The following is a 17,540-nucleotide window of genomic DNA, read 5'->3' as shown; positions in this document are numbered from 1 at the left end:
TTTTCTTCAGGCCACTTAATCGTGGTGTGTTGTGCTTATTCTATGTTTTGGAGTTATTGCTATGCGTATCTTATTTAGCGCTGTATCTGCTGTATTACTGTTTTCTTCTCCGCTGTTCGCCGCCAGCCCGGCCATGAGTGAAAATAGCCCGATGTCTCATGATAGTCATACAATAATGGCGGATTCTGCGCCAGCAGAGAGCTATCACTCCCAGGGCCAGATAAAAACCTGGCATGCCACCCGCGTATCTATTGCTCATAGCGCCATTCCGGCATTGAACTGGCCACCGATGACCATGATATTTGACCTGCCGGAGAGCCTGGCCGCACAGCCATTACCCGCAGGTACATCCGTGACATTCAGTTTCCGCCAGACCGAACAAGGCTATCAGCTAACGGCTATTTCAGCACAGCGGCCATAAGGCGGGATAATGATGACCCCTTTACTGAATCACCCACAGCAGGTGCGCCCCACGGCTGCGCTGCCATTCGGATTTACCGCACTGTTAATGGCGGCACTTTTCACTCTGCCAGCGGTGAGCTACGCGGCAGATATCACACTGGAACAGGCGCTGATCTCCGCTGAACGCTACTCGGCTGAGCTGTCAGCTAATCAGCATCAGGTCAATGCACTGGAGAATATGGCCAGTTCAGCCACGCAACTGCCCGATCCAAAATTGAAGTTTGGTATTGAAAACCTCCCCGTCGGCGGCAGTAATGCCCGCCGCTTCACCCGCGAGGGCATGACCATGCAGCGGGTCGGTATCATGCAGGACTATATCAGTAGTGATAAGCGACAAAGAAAGGCTGATACCCTGAGTGCTGAAGCGCGCAAAACGGCAGCAGGCAGTGAAACTATCCGCACCAGGCTGCAAAAAGAGACGGCTCAGGCGTGGCTTGATCTCGCCCTGACCGAACAGGCGGTGGGCGCAGCGCAAGTGCTGGTAAAAGAAAGCGAAAAACAGGTCGCATTGCAACGGGCCGGTGTTGCCAGTGGTGGTGCATTACCCAGCAGTGTATTGGATGCGCGCCTGACGTTATCTGCCATGCAGGATAGATTGACCACCGCACAACGTGATGTTGCCTTGGCACAAACCCAATTGACGCAGTTAACCGGTGTAGAGGTCAAGCATATCAGCGGCCCGTTGCCTCCTTTCGCCCGCCTATCGGCGGATATCACCGTGTTGCGTGATTCCATCCAACAGCACCCTGAAGTATTGCTTGCCAGCCGTGAAGCTGACGTTGCCAAAGCCCGCTCCGCACAATCAGCCATTGCCGCCACACCGGACGTTGGGATCGAAGTCTATTACGCTAAACGAGCTGACGAGTATGACGATATGGCGGGCGTCATGATCACTGTTGATTTGCCACTATTCCGCTCACAACGTCAGGATAAAGACTATGCCGCCGATGTGTCGCGCTCAATGGAAGCCAACGACCAGCTTACATTACTCACCCGCGACCACCGGGCGCAACTCGATACTCTGCTGGCGCAATATCAGGCCACACAGCAATTATGGCAGCGTCAGACTGATGAAGTTATACCACTGCAAAAACAACGGGTTAAATTGGTTATGGCGCAGTATCAGGCCAATAAAAGCGATTTAAGCAGTGTGCTGGAAGCACGGCGCTCCCTGCTCGATAGCCAGCTCAATACCAGTAATGCCGCCAGAGAGTTAGCCCGTACCTGGGCTGCCATCCGTTATCTGACCCCGCAGGAGAGCATGCGATGAAAAAGCTATCTAGTTTGACGCTGGTGGCCGTCGCCGTGATCAGTGGCGTTGCCGGTTATCTGTTGGCTAAACCCACCTCAGAGCACTCCACCACGGCAGCCATAGTGGTTGAAAAAACACCAGCAGAAAATAGCCGTAAGGTGCTGTATTGGTATGATCCTATGTCCCCCGGTCAGCGTTTCGACCAACCTGGCAAATCGCCATTTATGGATATGGAGTTGGTACCGCGCTATGCCGATGAAGCCGTAGCGCAGGGCGGCGTTAGCATCAGCCCCCGCCAACAGCAGAATTTAGGCGTGCGCACTGCCGCGGTGGAAATGCGATCACTCAACTATCGTCTTGCCGGTTACGGCACAGTGGCAACCGATGAGCGCAGCGTGCAGGTTATCGCGGCGCGGGCTAACGGCATTATTGAACAATTGTATGTACGCGCCAATCAACAACCGGTCAGTAAAAATCAGCCATTGGCGCAATTATGGGTTCCCGATTGGAGTGCCGCGCAACAAGAGTATCTGGCAATCCGCACCTTGGGTGATAGCCAATTAACGGCCGCCGCTCGCCAACGGCTACAACTGCAATTTATGCCAGAAGAGGTGATTCGCAGTGTCGAAAAAAGCGGCCAGCCGCAAACGCGGGTCACATTACGATCTCCGTCTGAGGGTTATGTGAGTAAGTTGGATATTCGGGCCGGTTCACAAGTGACTGCGACACAATCACTGTTTGAGTTAGCCAGCCTTGATCCGGTATGGATAGTGGTGGACTATCCGCAATCACAAGCCAGTTTAGTCACTATCGGCAGTACGATTGCCGCCACGACCGCCAGTTGGCCGGGTGAAACCTTCCACGGCACCGTCAGCGAGCTATTACCTAATATGGATCTCGCTACCCGCACCTTAAAAGCGCGCATCGTCCTGGAAAACCCGCAACAAAAGCTGAAACCGGGCATGTACCTGAATGTACAATCCGCGCCAGCAGATAATCTAAAACCGGTATTGGCTATTCCACAAGAAGCCTTGCTGATGTCAGGCAATAGTAACCGGGTGCTGCTGACTGAAGCTAATGGCTACTTTAAGCCGGTGGATGTCAGTACCGGGCAAACTCAGGACGGCTGGACAGAGATAAAATCCGGGCTAAACGCCGGTCAGTTGGTGGTGACCTCAGGCCAATTCCTGATTGATTCAGAAGCCAGTCTGCAAAGCGCTCTGCCACAAATGGAGGATACCCCCGCCTTAACTGAGAATACCACGCCAACAGCGAATAACACTGCCGTAGCACCTGTTGATATCTACTCGGTGCAAGGAACAGTCACCGCTATCAACGGCTCAACAATCACCTTATCCCATGGCCCGATCGCGGCGTTGAAATGGGGAGCGATGACGATGGACTTCCAACTACCGGCAGAGCCGTTATCACCGGAAATCGTTGCTGGTAGTCAGGTTAATTTCACTTTCACTCTCAATGAACAAGGGGCACAAATCCGCCAAATCCAGCCGGTAACAAGCAATAGCAGCACCGATACCCACAGGAGCCACCTATGATTGCCGCCATTATCCGCTGGTCACTGCGCAATCGGCTGTTGGTACTGCTTGGCGCGGTGATGATGGCCGCGTGGGGAATTTGGTCACTGCAACAAACCCCGCTGGATGCGCTGCCAGACTTGTCAGACACCCAAGTGATCATCCGTGTCAGTTATCCTGGTAAAGCACCACAAGTGGTCGAGGATCAGGTGACTTATCCACTGACAACCACCATGTTATCAGTACCTGGTGCTAAAACCGTACGCGGTTTCTCGATGTTCGGCGACGCCTATGTCTATGTGCTGTTTGATGATGGCACTGATCCTTATTGGGCACGTTCACGGGTGCTGGAGTATCTCAGTCAGGTGCAGGCTACCTTGCCGGCTGAAGCCAAAGCCTCGTTGGGACCGGATGCCACGGGGGTGGGTTGGATCTATGAATATGCCTTAATCGACAGAACTGGCAAACACAGTCTGGCCGATCTGCGTGCCTTGCAGGATTGGACACTAAAATTTGAGTTGAAAACAGTACCCAATGTCTCTGAAGTGGCCAGTGTCGGGGGCATGGTGCGCCAATATCAAGTCGTTCTCGACCCGGAACGGATGCGGGCGCTGAATCTATCCCATCAACAAATTGCCAGCGCCATTACTGATAGTAATCAGGAAGGCGGTGGCTCGGTGCTGGAAATGGGGGCGGCAGAATATATGGTGCGCGCCAGCGGTTACCTGAAAACGCTGGATGATTTCAGGAATATCGTGATCACTGCTCGTGCAGGTATTCCCATTTTACTGTCCGATGTCGCTACCGTGCGGATGGGGCCAGAAATGCGCCGTGGCGTGGCGGAGCTTAATGGTGAAGGGGAAGTTGCCGGTGGCATCATTGTGATGCGCTATGGCAAAAATGCACTGGAAACCATTAACGGCGTGAAGGAGAAGCTGCAACAGATTCAGCGCAGCTTACCGGCTGGGGTAGAAATCGTACCGGTATATGATCGCTCACACCTGATTACTCAGGCCATCGACAGCTTATCATTCAAATTGCTGGAAGAGTTTTTAGTGGTGGCGGTGATCTGTTCACTGTTTTTGTTCCACTTCCGCTCAGCATTGGTGGCTATCATCACCCTGCCCCTGGGGATTCTTGGCGCGTTTATCGTCATGCACTATCAGGGGGTCAATGCCAATATTATGTCGCTGGGTGGGATAGCCATCGCCATCGGGGCTATGGTGGATGCCGCGATCGTGATGATCGAAAATATGCACAAAGTGTTGGAGCAATGGCGGCGAGATAACCCGGGGAAAACACCGGTCAGTCAGGATTACTGGCGCATTTCAGAGCAGGCGGCCATTGAAGTCGGTCCGGCGCTGTTTTGCAGTTTACTGATCATCACCTTATCGTTTATTCCGGTATTTACATTACAGGCGCAAGAGGGGCGGATGTTCTCTCCGCTGGCTTTTACCAAAACCTATGCCATGGCTGTTTCGGCGGGGTTAGCCATTACGTTAGTACCGGTATTAATGGGCTATTTTATTCGCGGCAAAATCCCTGATGAGAATGCCAACCCCATTAACCGTGGGCTAATCGCCCTTTATCATCCGGTGTTAACCGCCGTACTGGCGCGACCAAAAACTACATTGGCTATCGCGGGTATATTACTGCTGGCAACCCTGTATCCATTAAGCCGTCTGGGGAGCGAGTTTATGCCCGCGTTGGATGAAGGTGATTTACTGTATATGCCTTCTACACTGCCGGGGATTTCGGTACGCGAAGCCAGCCATTTACTGCAACAAACCGATCGTTTGATAAAAACCATACCGGAAGTAGCGACAGTATTTGGTAAAGCCGGGAGAGCAGAGACGGCAACAGATCCGGCCCCTCTGACCATGATCGAAACCACCATTCGTTTTAAACCCAAGGATCAATGGCGGCCTGGCATGACCATGGACAAATTGATCGAAGAACTGGACGCCACCGTCAAGGTGCCCGGTATCGCCAATCTGTGGGTGCCTCCGATCCGCAATCGGCTGGATATGCTCTCTACCGGCATCAAAAGCCCGGTTGGGATCAAAGTGAATGGCAAAAATGTGCACCAAATTGAGCAGGTGGCACAGCAAATCGAACAAGTGGTGCGCAAAGTACCAGGTGTGACTTCGGCCCTCTCAGAACGACTGGCAGGTGGCCGCTATGTGGATATCAACATTGACCGTCAACGGGCCGCTCGCTATGGCGTTTCAGTAAAAGAACTGCAATCACTGGTAGCAACCGTGATTGGCGGGCAAAACATCGGTGAAACCATTGAAGGGCGTGAACGTTATCCAATCAACCTGCGCTACCCACGGGAAATACGTGATTCACTGCAAAAATTGCGTGATTTGCCGGTAGTGACTGCCGGTGGCGGGCAAGTCGCACTGGCGGAACTGGCCGATATCAAGGTGACAGAAGGCCCACCGATGCTGAAAAGTGAAAATGCGCGCTTATCTGACTGGGTCTATGTTGATCTGCGCGGGCGAGATTTGAAATCAGCCGTTACTGAAATGCAGCAAGCGGTGGCACAACAAGTGGAACTGCCGGAAGGCGTCTCCCTTAGCTGGTCTGGGCAGTTTGAATACCTGGAACGGGCAACAGCAAAACTGAAAATTGTGTTACCGGTTACCCTGATGATCATTTTTGTCTTGTTGTATGTCACGTTCAGCAGTGTCCGCGATGCCGCATTAATCATGGCGACGCTTCCCTTCGCACTGATTGGCGGGGTGTGGCTGCTGTATGGCTTGGGGTATAACTTTTCCGTTGCCGCCGCGGTGGGCTTTATCGCCCTGGCCGGTGTGGCCGCTGAATTTGGTGTAATAATGGTGCTGTATCTCAATCAGGCGGTGAAAAAACATCAGCAACCCGGCATTGCTATGACGGCCAGCCAGATGAGTGCAGCTATTCATGAAGGCGCGGTGCTGCGGGTGCGACCAAAAGCCATGACTGTCGCCACTATTATGGCCGGCTTGCTTCCCATTATGTGGGGCGGCGGGGCAGGGTCAGAGGTCATGCAACGTATTGCCGCACCGATGATTGGCGGGATGGTGAGTGCACCACTGCTTTCGATGCTGGTTATTCCTGCGGTGTATATGTTGCTGCATAAAAAAGATAGTCAACAGCAATAAAACTCTCATCGCCCTTACTCTTGCCAGATAAGATTGAGGGCATTCTCACACTTTCTTATAACCTCTCAAATCAGCGAGTGCGACGGAAGGTTAAGTTAATTCGATAAGCGCCGGTCGTAGCGGAAAAACCGGCTTTCAATGGCAGTACACCGTGATAGTTCAAACGGGAAGGCCCACCCCAGACCACAACATCCCCTTCCGTTAATAAGACTCTCTGGCATTTAGCCTCACGCGTCAGCCCACCAAATTGAAATACCGCAGCTAGCCCCAGCGATACCGAAACTATTGGCTGACGCAGATCCAGCTCATCTTTATCCTGATGTAATGATAATTTAGCCCCTGCCTCGTAGCGATTTATCAGGCAGGCATCTGGCTCAAATTGAGAGAAACCCGCTTGTTGCGCGGCATCAACAGCTAATGTCATAAAACTTGCCGGAATGGCAGGCCAGCTTTTCTCAGTCAAAGGATCAACCGGGCTATAGCGATAACCTTGCATATCACTCACCCAACCAACCTGACCACAATTACTCATGGCAACCGACATCCGGTAACCACCGGGGGTGATGAGATGGCGAAAAGGCGCGGCAGTGGTGATAGCAATAACATCAGCAAATAATAATGCGGCCTGCTGCCGTGCATAATGATGTAAAACAACCGCACCGGGCGCTAACGTTTCAATCCAGGGATCATGAGGCAACTGATCAAATAAATCCATGGTCATAAAGGTACCTACTGTAGTTATCACTGTTTAGCGATTAAGACTTTAACAGTTTACTCTTCACCCCACACACTATCACTTGCGATCAATTCATATCGGTTAGCCCAGTTGTTATCGCCCTGCCAGAGAAATTTATCCTGCCAAATTATCGTCTATTAACTTTCGCCACCAATAAAAACAAATATTATATTTAATAGAGTAAAATTATAAAAATGAAAGACTAAAAGCAAAAACAGAAGAATAATAGCAAACTAAATTTATTTAACTCTTTAAATAAAAGGAAAAGAGAAATTCAGGTAAGAATATGTAATGAAACATAATAAACAACACCACAACAAAATTAATTAACTTCTTGTTAAGAATAATTATCAAATGCAAAAATACACACAAATAGCCTTTAAAGAAGATTGAGAATTAGAATAGAGACAAAGCATGGCACTCTTAATAATCTTAAATTACTGAAAGAACACATAACGTCTTATATAGGATAGGTAACCATCAGTATGGAGACAAATGAGATTATGTTTAAATTAGAAGGAACGGTGCTATTTTCCCCTACGCAACGTTGCTTAAATGGTCCTGACGGTTCGGTGGTAATATTAACTGAAAATAACCTTAGATTTTTACAACTGCTACTTAGTGGTGTAACAGAAAAAGAGCAGATTATTAATCAGGTATGGAAAGAACAGCGCGGAGCTGTAAGTGAAAGTAGCTACTATGGGCAGCTCTATATGTTGCGAAAAGCATTTCTTCAGGTCGGGCTGAAAGAATCACTTATACATACCATCCCACGTAAAGGTGTCCGCTATACCGGTTCTGTTAGTCAGATTGTCATCAATGATGAAGCTGAACAACAAATGCACGCAGACCCCCTTATCACTGCTGCATCTAATAAGGAGCAGCTTGCGCCAGTAACCCAACCATTCAAGCCAGGGGCTAGCGTAATATCACCTATCGCGACACAACAAAGTTTTTTACACAGTTACCGTTGGAAGAAACTTATTTCTCTGTTGGCCTTTTTCTCTTTCTGCTGGCTCTCATTTCTCTCAACGCTAATTATTATTATCTTATTTAGTGGGGATAAACCGCACTTCTGATAGTGATAATAAGATGAGGGTGATTTAAAAAGATTAAATAATGGTAATAAAAAGGCCAGCAAGCGAAAAAAAACGTTAAATAGGTGTCACTACCAGCAAGGCTGATTATATCAAGTCGGATAGTAGCTAAATAAAGAGCAGTGACTCTTTACATTTAAAACTTAAAAATGGGGAATACTCCCCTACCATTTAACAGGAAAACGAACATGATGGATTTAATCAATAAAGGTTATGTTGCTACTCGACTTAAAACCCGAGGATTTCTGAAAGATACCCGTGGTTCTATTATTGAGTACGTTATGGTGATTGCATTAGCGGGCGTATTTATTACGTTAGCAAGGCCAACCCTAATCGAGTTAGTAAATGGGGCCGTTGCTAGTGCTAGAACAGCAGTATCAGCGCCAGGGGGCTAATAGGGGTAACAGCGTCGCACCGTCATTCTAATATTTATCAGGATTTTCACATGGCAACTTATCGTTGCCATGTTTTTGTTTTAGGAAAAATGATGGATATAATAAAATCATCCTTAATAATACTGCTAGTATTACAGCTACTGTTCGTTTGTTATAGCGATATATGTAATCGAATTATCAGTAATAAATTTATCATTTCTATTATATTCAGTTCCATAGCATTGGGGTATACAACAAACAGCACGGTTAACATCACCATTCCACTTTTTTCCTTACTAATGGGCTATATAATATTTCATTTTAAACTTATCGGTGGTGGCGATGTAAAACTCATTACTGCATTGCTGCTGGCACTCACCGCAGAACAATCACTAGATTTCATTATCTATACCGCCATTATGGGCGGTGTGGTAATGATAATAGGTTTATTGATTAACAAACACGATATTCAACAACGAGGGGTTCCCTATGCTGCTGCAATTACCTCGGGTTTTACATTGTCGCTATTCACCTAAAATATCAAGCCACATTAACTTAATAATGACACAAGGTTATTTTAATGAATCGTAAGTTTCTTTTATTATTTTCAATTTTGATTGTCGCCATCGGGGCTGCCGGCATTATGATCAATACCAAGCCTGATGTGCATACACCCTATAATTTCGTCGATTTAAATAAAGAAAAAGAAGTTGAGATTGTCCTGGCACAGTCAACACATGATCTCTCTTCAGGTACCCTACTCACTCAAAACGATTATGCACTAAAAGCCATCATGGTACCTGAATCAAGTGAATTAATAAAAAGCAACATATCAGGAAAAACAGATATCAACAGTCATTTATTGAAAGTAAACCTTGTAGCGGGTTCTTATATTACACCCGTAGTTTTGGCTTCACCCGATAGTAATGAATTCAATTACCTTAATTTAAAGAAAGGTGAAATTATTTATAAATTCACTATTAGTCAGAAAAATGGGTATTTGTTAGATACATTGCAAGTAGGTGATTCCCTCTCATTTCAATTAAGAGTGCTTGAGACAGATAAAAATAAAGGCATGAGTAGTGGCACAGTCATTAACACGAAAGAATTGAGTGATAAAAAAAGTCAAACCTTTTCGTTGAATGAAATCATACCCGCCATGAGAATAATAAGAATAAAAAAGAATTCGACAGACGAATTACCAGAAAAAAACAACAAAAATCAAAAGACCGGAGAAGTCGTAACTGGTTATATATCCGTCATAATTAAAAGAGAGGAACTTGACATCATTCATATCGCAGAAAAGTCGGGAGATATCGTTCTGGCGCCGAGTATAGTTACTGGCAATAATCAATCAACAAATATATATGACATCATACCTAAACTACGCATAACAAGAGAGCTAAGAGGATGAGAACACCCAGGCCAGAATATATCAGTTGGAATAAACTGTTTTTACTCTTCGCCATTGCAACCTGCCAAATAGTTGTCAATCATGCATATGCCAAGCCTGTTTATTTATCATCAGGCGAGTCATATATAATAAAAACAGATGAGGCGATTGATACTGTTTTTGTCTCTGCCGCTGCTATTGCTGATTATGAACTGGTTGGTAAAAATAGCATTATTGTTTATGCAAAAAAAGAAGGAATAGCAGAGTTTATCTTATTTAATAAAGATAATAATCCAATGATAAAAACTGCCGTCATGGTAAATGACATCATTACTTCAGCATATCAGAGAATAAAAATTGAATATCCTGATAGCAACATAGAAATCAATAAAATTGGTAATGGCTATCTGCTGACGGGTAAGGCAGAGTCAGAAGAGGCGAAAGACACTATTGCAGCTATTGTCGGTGAAGCAATAAACAAGAAAAGAGAGAAAAATCGCGAAGACCAACATTTTAATAACCCTGATTACTTAGGGGTAATTAATAAGATTAAACTCCCTGAATCTAACCAAGTAAATGTGAAATTAACCATTGCTGAGGTGACTAAAGACTTTAGTGAGAATATAGGGGTAGATTGGAGCAGTATCAACGAAGCATCCGTTGGCTCCTTTCAATTTTTAAAGTTCAATGCCACCGGAATTAGTACATTAGTTCATGCCATTAATGATGACTCAATTGCACGTATTCTGGCCGAACCCAATCTATCGGTACTGTCCGGTGAAAGTGCCTCATTTTTAGTTGGTGGCGAAATACCACTTTTTAATACCACCCAAAGCAGCACCGTAATTAAATACAAAACTTATGGTATCAAGCTAAACATTGCGGCCAAGGTAAATGAGAAAAATCGTATCCGCATTAGTATGGAAGAAGAAGTCAGTAGTGTAGATAAAGTCTTTAGCGTCGAAGGGGGTAATGCTTATCCTTCATTACGCACACGTAAGGCAGCGACCACATTAGAACTTGGTGATGGCGAAAGCTTTATTCTAGGTGGATTGATCAGTAAATCAGAGCGGGAATCCCTTAAAAAGATCCCCTTCATAGGTGATATTCCTATTTTAGGGGCATTCTTTCGCAATGCACAAACGCAAAAAAATCAAACTGAACTGGTGGTCGTCGCCACCGTCAGCCTGGTGAAGCCGGTTGCCGGAAAGGATGTGGAATTACCTGATTTTATGCACACATCAACATTGGAACGCTTATTTAATTTCACTCATATAATGGAAATAAAAAGGAAAAAAGTGGCTAAGGAATTCCTACGAAAAGGAGGTTTCATAAAATGAAACTATGGATAGTTAGCAGTGTTATTTTTTTCTCTAGCGTTGTGCATGCCTCATTTATTATCGAGCCAAATGAGAATGACCAAGCCTGTTCATTAGCTAAAAGAGACTTGTTAGCAACAGATAAAAACCAGTCATTATCTACACCTGTTTTGCAAAGAGATAACGAGCGACGATGCAAATATCAACGCAATGATTATCGGATGTCCCGGGATAGCGAAGTAGGATGCGCAGTAAATAAAAATAGAATTCTTTCAAAATAACGCAATCAAAGTAATTTCCTTTAATGGTGACATATGCAATTAATTCTTAACAAAGATGCAATAAACAAAAAAAATAATAAGATAAAAAACACCATTGCTATTATTTCCAGCAGGGAATGGCTGCGCGAAGAAACCGCGGAGAAAGTCAGGCTTGCCGATATTAATGATATTAAATCATTTGATGAGAGTATTTTTCTCGTGCCAAAAATAAATTTATCCGATAAAACCATTGGTGCTATTATTGACATCGGGAGTAATGATAATATTGAAAAAACATTAGATTTAATAAAAATTCTTATCCCGCGTGACTGTTGGTGTGTTTTAGTTGGCGATATTGATTCAATTGGTATCGCCCAACAATTCATTCAGCGTGGCATATTATACTTAAATATAAAGTCGCAGTTGTCTGAATTGACGCAACATTTACTCAAAGGCATCCCTATCGAGTCTGAAAGGAAAGCCTTTTTTATCAGTATATTGGGCTGTAAGGGAGGCATCGGAACCACCCTGATCAGTTATCACTTAGCAACCGCGATCACACAGATAAAGCAATCACCAACTCTATTATTACAGGGCAATAATGGATCTCAGGATCTTGATCTTGTTACAGAAAAAAAGATGGTTACAGAAATAACCGAATATCAAAATAATTTATCTCTTATGTTTGGTAAAGGGCAAGATATAGCTGAAATTGATGGACACAGAGATATAAAGCACAATTTTATTGTATTTGATCAACCGATTCATAACGTACCGAAAGAAAAACTCACTGATTATATAGAACACGCTAATTGCATTATCGTATTGCTTGATAATAGTATGATGTCAGTCCGTGTCGCTAAAACGTTTATTGTTATTTATGAAAAATTTAAACGAGACAACAGGCAAGCAACCCGACTATTAGTCTGTTTAAATGAAAGCAGACCAATAACAAGAGATATGCTGGATACTTCAGATATCCCGTCATTACTTGGGCGTAAGATAGATATACGAATCCCTTTCATACATAAAACAACGGAATCATTAAGTGATAAAAATTACTTTGGCCGAAAGAAAACCATAATAACCGAATTGGCTAAATACACATTAGGCATAACCATTGATTTATCAAACAAGAGAAAATCATGGTTAAGAAAGCTTCTAAAAGGTAAAAATTAAAAATGAACATATCATTAATCATCCAAGAAGAAATACGAGAAAAAATGCTGGCTAACATTGATATCGATAAAGTAGAACATCTGGTTGATGATTATGACAAACTTTTTGGTTTACTTTCACAAACCTACGATGATTTATTTAATGACAATGAATATAGATTAAATACTCAGCAGCAAAAAGATATTATTGCAACGATCGCCGATGAGATTACCGGTTTTGGCCCGTTAAGAGAACTGATGGAAGATGAGTCTATTAGCGATATTATGGTCAATGGCCCTGAAAAGATATTTGTTGAACGTTATGGGTTGCTAACCTTAACCAACCGCCGTTTTATTAATAACAGTCAACTGACTGATATTGCCAAACGCCTGATGCAAAGAGTCAATCGCCGTATTGATGAAGGTAGACCGTTAGCAGATGCACGCCTAATTGATGGTAGCCGAATCAATGTGGCAATCGGTCCAATCACATTGGATGGCACAGCACTTTCAATTCGAAAATTCAGTACCAACAAACGAAAACTAGAAGATCTGGTTAATATGGGTGCTATGAGCAGTGATATGGCTAATTTCTTGATAATTGCAGCCAGTTGCCGGGTCAATATTATTATCTCTGGTGGCACAGGCTCAGGAAAAACAACACTGCTCAACGCATTATCAAAATATATTTCTGAAAACGAAAGAGTTATCACCTTAGAAGATGCTGCCGAGTTAAATCTTGAACAGCCCCATGTGGTACGGATGGAGACACGACTCGCCGGGCTAGAGAATACTGGGCAAATCACGATGCGGGACTTAGTAATAAACTCACTGCGTATGCGCCCCGACAGGATCATTATCGGGGAGTGCCGTGGTGAGGAAACATTTGAAATGCTTCAGGCAATGAATACCGGCCATAATGGCTCTATGTCCACCTTACATGCTAATTCTCCCCGCGATGCTATTGCCCGACTCGAAAGCATGATCATGATGGGTCCAGTTAATATGCCCATATTTACTATTCGCCGAAATATTGCCTCCGCCATCAATCTTATTGTGCAAGTTTCACGCATGAATGATGGTTCACGAAAGGTACGCCATATTAGTGAAATTATGGGAATGGAGGGGGACAATGTCGTATTACAAAACATATTCTCATTTGAACCGTCCAAAGAGCGTGACGAACAGGGAAAAATCCAAGGAGAATTTATTAATCATGGTTTATTCAGCCGATCTGCTGTGAGGGTGAATGCTGATATATACAGCTTATCAAATGAACTAAGTAGTATTTTTTCCACGGTGAAATAATGATTTACAACATAATACTTTTATCTGGGATTCTATTACTTTTACTCATTAACTTAAAATGGATAAAAATAAAGAAGACCATAATTAAAAACCCAAAAAAAACCACTACCAATGATTTTTTCCTTACGTCATTACTAAAAAAAACAGCCAATGAATGGGTGAACTATTTATTAAGCATTGATATAAACAAAAATAAAATGCATATAGCCATACCTATCGGTTATGCAATATGCATTTACATTATAAATAAAACATGGGTTGGGATAAATACTCTGGTGGTATTGACATTTATTTTGTTCAGTATCATATTTTTTCAAATACACTTTTCGCGTAAAAATAATCACACGCTATTTAAAAGAGATTTCCCAGAGGTTTTGTTGATGATTAATATGGCTGCCAGTAGCGGTGCCAGCATTAACCAAGTATTAGAACGTTGTGGGAAAGAGGTAGGTGGGCCATTAGGGAATGAATTAAGCCTTATTTGCCGCCGATTGAATGTAGGTGAGTCTCCTGAAACTGTTTTTTATGATGCCTATCAACGCTTTCGTTACCCCGAGTTTTACTTTCTTATCACCATCATTTTGCTTAACTTGCAACAAGGTGGGCAATTAAGAGAACTGACCAGTCGTTTGTCCCAAGTGATCACAAAAAGCAAAACATCCGAACAGAAGAAAGCCGTTATGACGGCACAAACACGGATGTCAGTAAATATTCTCTCTATCATACCTTTTGTATTCTCTCTTTTTCTTTACTTTATGGATCCAACGATTATTGAGTCAATGTGGAACCATCCTACTGGTAGGATTATTTTTTATTATATTATCTCCAGCGAGATAATTGGGATAGCACTGATAAGGTCAATGCTTAGGAAAGCACTATGAATATAATTTTTATTGCCATGGTACTATTTGGTTTTATCTCATTACTCATTAGCAAGAAAAAATACAATAAGAAAGAAATATATAATAAAATTAACAATGACCATATTTTATCCTCTAAACGTGAAATAAAAAAGTCAAAAAATAAAAAAGAAATAGCGCTATCTTCTTTTATAAAATTACCTTATATACTTCATAAGGTGACTTATTTAAAGATATTGATTATTTCGCTATTTCTGATAGTGATGATTATATTGGTAAAAACTAGTTTCATAGCGACTAGTAGCATGAGTTTCCTTATGATTTGTTTGCTTATGCTGATAACAACTATATATCTACCAAAAGTTATTACCAGAAATATTGTGAATAAAAAAATAAAAAAAATGTTAAATTCTCTACCCTTTTTTATCGATATTACCGCTGCCTGTGTCCAATCAGGAATGACTATAGATAGCGCACTAAGCTATACGGCTAAAAGATTCAAATTAATAAATATCGATTTAAGTTTAATCGTAGAAAAAATAACTAAGCGCGCAGAAATTAATGGGCTAGAGAGTGCGATTAAAGAATTTCAACAACTATCAACCGAAACAGAAATAAAAATGTTTTGCAGTGCATTACAATATAGCATCAGTTTCGGCTCAACCGTTTATGAACAACTAATAAAACTCTCTCAAGATATGAGAGAAATGCAATTGTTAATTACAGAAGAAAAAAACAGTAAGCTATCAACAAAACTGACTTTCCCTATGTTTCTTTTTATTCTTATTCCTTTTGTTGTGTTAGTTATATCACCTAGCGTTTTGGAGTTACTCAAATATGTACAAACAATGTAAAAAAACTATTACCGTTTCACTTTTAATTTTTATGATAAGTGGTTGCTCCACGAATAGTGGCATAAGTAATAAAGAGTTTCTATATCGTGAGAGTATCTTGCTAAAGGCAAATAATCATGCCGGATTGGTCACTTTATACCGAACCAGATTAAAACAAAAAGAAGATGATGCGATAAGATTAAAACTGGCTAACGCCTACTATCTTACCGGCGACACCAAGTCATCTTTATATTATTTACAACCGATGATTAACAAACCGAGTGAGCCTGTATATATTTTGCAAGCCAAAAACTTGATTAACAATAATGACTCGACAAATGCTATAACAGTTATAAATAAATTATTAACTATTTCTCCTAATAATGCAGAAGCTCACAACTTACACGGCATTGTATTGGCTAATAGTGGTGAAGTGCATAAAGCAGAAGTGGCTATTGAAAAGTCGCGAGCCTTATTTATTTCTGATGGGACGGCAATGAATAATCTTGCTGTAGTAGCAATGCTTGATAACCGTTATAGCGATGCAGTGAGAATATTATTACCTGATTATTTGTCGGGTAAAAAAAACTCGTTAAGGTTACATAACCTGGTCTTTTCACTGATTCAACTCGGTGATACAACCTATGCAAAAAAAATCATTATTGCTGAAAAAATGGCTAAAGACCCGGATGAGTTAATACTCGCCCTAAGTCAAGTTCAGAGCCTTCAGCAAGAGAGATTAAGTGATAAAGGTGCGTAAATGAGTAAAATAAGAGAGCAATTCTCCCGTTCGAATGAGGGGTCGGTCACTATTGATTTTACGGTAGTCTTTGTTCTATTTTTATTGACGTTACTCTCTTGTGCAGAGATAGGCCGTTTGCTCTATATCTCTGCCAGTTTAGATCTGGCGGTTTCAGAAGCGGTAAAATCGACTAAGAATAGAGAGGGCAGTAATAGTGCCATATTGAGGCAAAGTTTAAATGCTCAGAATGGTATTTTAGGTGTTTTCATAACAAATAATAATGCGATTAATACTACTGTAGAATTTAGCAATAGTATATCTGACCTCATTAGTCAGATATATTCAGACTCAGAAACGTCGCCACTGGCCAAATACACAGTAACTTACATCTATCAACCTCTTTTTTTTCCTATCCCCTCACGCTGGGCTAATATCCAACTATCTCGCGAGGTGATTTTTGTACAAGAAAATAAATAACATAGACTTTATTGGAAATAATAATGGTTCAGCTATTATTGAGTTTTCATTTGTCATTTTCATAATAATGCTATTAATAAAACTATTTATTTCAGTGACTGAATATCAATCAACCGTAGGTAAACTAGACCGGATATCATATTCGCTTGCCGGAATAATTCGGGAAAGGAACAGGTTATATTCTGATGATGAAATACTAACTCAAAATAATGTTAATGATTTAACAACTCTGGCGAGCAATATGCTATTAACTTCGGGTATATTCAGTGATAATTTCGCGATAACAGTTGAAACATTACATTTTAATCCCGCTGAATCGGCAGCACCTGGTAATAAGATTATTAATGATACTAAGAGTGAAGAGTTTATCGTCGGTACTTGTCACCCCATTAGGTCATTGCGTGAAATGGCCGATTTATCACCTTACAGTAATCGTGGCCGATGGGTGCCACTGTACCAGGTCACCTTATGTTTACCTGCCCCCACAGGGTATCAAGCGTTGTTTAGCCAGATAGAACCCATCCCTATATTAAGGTCATCAGCGGTAACTATCGAGCGTTAATCCTAGCGAGGATGAACTTATTTA

The 17,540-nt window shown here is 42.6% G+C and carries 18 protein-coding genes; 17 read left to right on the top strand and 1 reads right to left on the bottom strand.

Going from position 1 to position 17,540, the window contains the following annotated elements; genetic code table 11:
- Positions 1-61: 61 nt before the first annotated feature.
- The 4 genes from V1955_RS02730 to V1955_RS02715 are packed head-to-tail and all read left to right on the top strand — an operon-like array spanning position 62 to position 6,398.
- Entirely contained in the window at positions 62-421 is a 360-nt protein-coding gene (locus V1955_RS02730) for a copper-binding protein (RefSeq protein WP_442820484.1), read from the top strand.
- Between the two features lie 12 nt (positions 422-433).
- On the top strand, positions 434-1,732 hold the full coding sequence (locus V1955_RS02725; protein ID WP_442821412.1) for a TolC family protein: 1,299 nt from the start codon (positions 434-436) through the stop codon (positions 1,730-1,732).
- Positions 1,729-3,270, top strand: coding sequence for an efflux RND transporter periplasmic adaptor subunit (locus V1955_RS02720; RefSeq protein ID WP_442820483.1), 1,542 nt, complete (start codon positions 1,729-1,731; stop codon positions 3,268-3,270). Before V1955_RS02725 ends, V1955_RS02720 begins: the two co-directional genes overlap by 4 nt.
- On the top strand, positions 3,267-6,398 hold the full coding sequence (locus V1955_RS02715; RefSeq protein ID WP_083162436.1) for an efflux RND transporter permease subunit: 3,132 nt from the start codon (positions 3,267-3,269) through the stop codon (positions 6,396-6,398). The genes V1955_RS02720 and V1955_RS02715 overlap by 4 nt, the downstream gene beginning before the upstream one ends.
- Positions 6,399-6,468: 70 nt before the next feature.
- On the opposite strand, the gene alkB is transcribed toward V1955_RS02715, so the two are convergent.
- Positions 6,469-7,119 carry a DNA oxidative demethylase AlkB gene (gene alkB / locus V1955_RS02710; RefSeq protein WP_083162435.1) on the bottom strand — a complete coding sequence of 217 codons (651 nt, stop codon included), beginning with the start codon at positions 7,117-7,119 and terminating at the stop codon, positions 6,469-6,471.
- A 500-nt stretch (positions 7,120-7,619) separates the two neighbouring features.
- Between alkB and V1955_RS02705 the strand changes: the two genes are divergently transcribed.
- The 13 genes from V1955_RS02705 to tadF all read left to right on the top strand — a co-directional run bounded on the left by V1955_RS02705 (position 7,620) and on the right by tadF (position 17,516).
- A complete protein-coding gene (locus V1955_RS02705; RefSeq protein ID WP_372569664.1) occupies positions 7,620-8,213 on the top strand; it encodes a winged helix-turn-helix domain-containing protein in 594 nt (197 codons plus the stop codon).
- A 206-nt stretch (positions 8,214-8,419) separates the two neighbouring features.
- Positions 8,420-8,626: a pilus assembly protein gene (locus V1955_RS02700; RefSeq protein ID WP_442820482.1), complete on the top strand. Its 207-nt coding sequence runs from the start codon at positions 8,420-8,422 to the stop codon at positions 8,624-8,626.
- A gap of 92 nt (positions 8,627-8,718) precedes the next feature.
- Positions 8,719-9,141, top strand: coding sequence for a prepilin peptidase (locus V1955_RS02695; protein WP_442821411.1), 423 nt, complete (start codon positions 8,719-8,721; stop codon positions 9,139-9,141).
- Positions 9,142-9,185: 44 nt separating this feature from the next.
- On the top strand, positions 9,186-10,019 hold the full coding sequence (locus tag V1955_RS02690; protein WP_372569666.1) for a tight adherance operon protein: 834 nt from the start codon (positions 9,186-9,188) through the stop codon (positions 10,017-10,019).
- Positions 10,016-11,338 carry a type II and III secretion system protein family protein gene (locus tag V1955_RS02685; RefSeq protein ID WP_442820481.1) on the top strand — a complete coding sequence of 441 codons (1,323 nt, stop codon included), beginning with the start codon at positions 10,016-10,018 and terminating at the stop codon, positions 11,336-11,338. Before V1955_RS02690 ends, V1955_RS02685 begins: the two co-directional genes overlap by 4 nt.
- A complete protein-coding gene (locus V1955_RS02680) occupies positions 11,335-11,598 on the top strand; it encodes a hypothetical protein (RefSeq protein ID WP_083162429.1) in 264 nt (87 codons plus the stop codon). The genes V1955_RS02685 and V1955_RS02680 overlap by 4 nt, the downstream gene beginning before the upstream one ends.
- Before the next feature lie 33 nt (positions 11,599-11,631).
- Positions 11,632-12,756, top strand: coding sequence for a pilus assembly protein CpaE (locus tag V1955_RS02675; protein WP_442820480.1), 1,125 nt, complete (start codon positions 11,632-11,634; stop codon positions 12,754-12,756).
- Positions 12,757-12,758: 2 nt separating this feature from the next.
- Entirely contained in the window at positions 12,759-14,042 is a 1,284-nt protein-coding gene (locus V1955_RS02670; RefSeq protein WP_372569669.1) for a CpaF family protein, read from the top strand.
- Positions 14,042-14,923: a type II secretion system F family protein gene (locus V1955_RS02665; protein ID WP_083162423.1), complete on the top strand. Its 882-nt coding sequence runs from the start codon at positions 14,042-14,044 to the stop codon at positions 14,921-14,923. The genes V1955_RS02670 and V1955_RS02665 overlap by 1 nt, the downstream gene beginning before the upstream one ends.
- Entirely contained in the window at positions 14,920-15,756 is an 837-nt protein-coding gene (locus V1955_RS02660) for a type II secretion system F family protein (protein WP_372569670.1), read from the top strand. The genes V1955_RS02665 and V1955_RS02660 overlap by 4 nt, the downstream gene beginning before the upstream one ends.
- Positions 15,740-16,495, top strand: a complete 756-nt coding sequence (locus V1955_RS02655; RefSeq protein WP_193784771.1) for a tetratricopeptide repeat protein — start codon at positions 15,740-15,742, stop codon at positions 16,493-16,495. Before V1955_RS02660 ends, V1955_RS02655 begins: the two co-directional genes overlap by 17 nt.
- The gene (locus V1955_RS02650; protein WP_420074007.1) at positions 16,496-16,954 is read left to right on the top strand and encodes a TadE/TadG family type IV pilus assembly protein; all 459 of its coding nucleotides are present in this window, start codon (positions 16,496-16,498) and stop codon (positions 16,952-16,954) included.
- The gene (tadF, locus tag V1955_RS02645; RefSeq protein ID WP_372569672.1) at positions 16,935-17,516 is read left to right on the top strand and encodes a tight adherence pilus pseudopilin TadF; all 582 of its coding nucleotides are present in this window, start codon (positions 16,935-16,937) and stop codon (positions 17,514-17,516) included. Before V1955_RS02650 ends, tadF begins: the two co-directional genes overlap by 20 nt.
- The last annotated feature ends 24 nt before the right edge of the window (positions 17,517-17,540 follow it).

This window comes from Yersinia sp. 2545 StPb PI (assembly GCF_052217125.1).
Lineage (GTDB): Bacteria > Pseudomonadota > Gammaproteobacteria > Enterobacterales > Enterobacteriaceae > Yersinia > Yersinia enterocolitica_E.
The sequence above is the reverse complement of the archived record's forward strand: the minus strand, read 5'-3'. Positions and strand labels throughout refer to the sequence as shown.